Raw genomic sequence first — 1,242 nt, forward strand, 5'->3', positions numbered from 1 at the left:
GACATACATGGCGGATATGTCGGCGCCGACTCCGATCACGGGCACTGTGAATTCAGCCATAAGACCTGCATTGAAGCCTGCACGGTTTGATGCGTCGAAGGTGCTTTCGTTCAGGTGGAGGCTGTTGACGTTGAGTCCTACTTTCGCGCCGAAGCGAAACTGAGCCTGGCTTGCCACCGGGGAGATGGCCGCGATGGCCATCACGGCCATGATTGCGATGTTTTTGATCTTTTTCATACTGTTTGGTTTATAATTATATGATATGCTGTTGATTCTGATGTTTGTCGTCACTCTTGCCCTATCATGCGGAGGAATGTGTCTTCGTCGATTATAGGCACTCCGAGTTTGGCCGCCTTCTCCAGTTTGGCGGGACCCATATTGTCGCCGGCCAGTACGAAGTCGGTCTTTTTTGATATGGATCCGGTGTTCTTGCCTCCGTTGAGTTCGATCAGCTCCTTGTACTGGTCGCGCGAGTGCCGGGTGAATACTCCGCTTATGACGAACGTTTTGCCGTTAAGCAGATCGGTCTGTGTCCCGGCTGTGTCTTCAGATGCCGACATGGTCACTCCGGCCTGACGCAGCCGCTCTACGATCGAACGGTTGACCGGCTCGGCAAAGAATTCCACTATGCTGTCGGCGATGCGCGGCCCTACATTCTCGATCGAGGCGAGCTCTCCGGCCGGCATGCTCATCAGCCGGTCGATGTCCCTGACCGAGCGGGCGATTTTCTTGGCGATGGTTTCGCCTACGTAAGGTATCGAAAGGGCGTAGATCACCCTCTCGAACGGTACTTTGCGCGATTCGTCGATGCTGTGCAGTATGTTTAGAGCCGATTTGTGACCGAGGCGTTCGAGAGTGGTGAGCTGCTCGTAGGTGAGGGAATAGAGGTCGGCTATGTCCTTGACCAGACCCGACGCGAACAGATCGGCCGAAATTTCCTCGCCTATGCCGTCGATATTCATCATGCGTCGTCCGACGAAGTGTTCCAGACGGCCTATTATCTGGGGGCTGCAGCCATATTTGTTTGGACAAACCCATGCCGCCTCTCCTTCAAGCCGTGTCAGCGGCGATCCGCACGAGGGGCATCGGTCGACAAATTCAACCGGAGTGGCGTCGGGACGACGGCTGTCGGTGTCGACACCTGTGATCTTGGGGATTATCTCGCCCCCTTTCTCCACATAGAGCATATCGTCCTGATGTATGTCGAGCGATTGTATTATGTCGGCGTTGTGGAGTTAACAA

Annotated in this window: 1 protein-coding gene and 2 pseudogenes; all 3 read right to left on the minus strand. The window is 54.7% G+C overall.

Going from position 1 to position 1,242, the window contains the following annotated elements; all coding sequences use genetic code 11:
* Window positions 1-237: pseudogene (locus C5O24_RS13485) on the minus strand (porin family protein); the annotation flags it as partial.
* A gap of 50 nt (window positions 238-287) precedes the next feature.
* Window positions 288-965 (minus strand): helix-hairpin-helix domain-containing protein, encoded by a 678-nt coding sequence (locus C5O24_RS13490; protein ID WP_338418707.1) that lies wholly within the window; start codon window positions 963-965, stop codon window positions 288-290.
* 57 nt (window positions 966-1,022) lie between these two features.
* Window positions 1,023-1,223 (minus strand): annotated as a pseudogene (locus C5O24_RS14600) (NAD-dependent DNA ligase LigA); the annotation flags it as partial.
* Window positions 1,224-1,242 lie beyond the last annotated feature (19 nt).

The sequence above is a fragment of the Paramuribaculum intestinale genome, from assembly GCF_003024925.1.
GTDB classification, from domain to species: domain Bacteria; phylum Bacteroidota; class Bacteroidia; order Bacteroidales; family Muribaculaceae; genus Paramuribaculum; species Paramuribaculum intestinale.